The following is a 738-nucleotide window of genomic DNA, read 5'->3' as shown; positions in this document are numbered from 1 at the left end:
GGCAAGACCGCAGTCGTCACGGGCGCCGCGAGCGGCATCGGCAAGGAAATCGCGCTGGAGCTGGCCAAGGCAGGCGCGGCCGTCGCAATCGCCGACCTGAACCAGGACGGCGCGAACGCGGTCGCCGACGAGATCAACAAGGCAGGCGGCAAGGCGATCGGCGTCGCGATGGACGTGACCAGCGAGGAAGCCGTGAACACCGGCATCGACAAGGTGGCCGAAGCGTTCGGCTCGGTCGACATCCTCGTGTCGAACGCCGGTATCCAGATCGTCAACCCGATCGAGAACTATTCGTTCTCCGACTGGAAGAAAATGCAGGCGATCCACGTGGATGGCGCATTCCTGACGACGAAGGCCGCGCTCAAGCACATGTACAAGGACGATCGCGGCGGCGTCGTGATCTATATGGGCTCGGTGCACTCGCACGAAGCGTCGCCGCTGAAGTCGGCGTACGTGACGGCCAAGCACGGGCTGCTCGGCCTGGCGCGCGTGCTGGCGAAGGAAGGCGCGAAGCACAACGTGCGCTCGCACGTCGTGTGTCCGGGCTTCGTGCGCACGCCGCTGGTCGACAAGCAGATTCCGGAGCAAGCGAAGGAGCTCGGCATCAGCGAAGAGGAAGTGATCAAGAAGGTGATGCTCGGCAACACGGTCGACGGCGTGTTCACGACGGTGCAGGATGTCGCGCAGACGGTGCTGTTCCTGTCGGCATTCCCGAGCGCTGCGCTCACGGGCCAGTCG

At 64.8% G+C, this 738-nt stretch carries 1 protein-coding gene; it reads left to right on the top strand.

The window, feature by feature from the left end; all coding sequences use genetic code 11:
- Positions 1-738, top strand: a 738-nt coding sequence (locus WS89_RS00340; RefSeq protein ID WP_059789098.1) for a 3-hydroxybutyrate dehydrogenase, incomplete at both ends; no start/stop codon positions are given.

It is taken from the genome of Burkholderia sp. MSMB1072 (assembly GCF_001524725.1).
Taxonomy (GTDB): Bacteria; Pseudomonadota; Gammaproteobacteria; order Burkholderiales; family Burkholderiaceae; genus Burkholderia.
The sequence above is the reverse complement of the archived record's forward strand: the minus strand, read 5'-3'. Positions and strand labels throughout refer to the sequence as shown.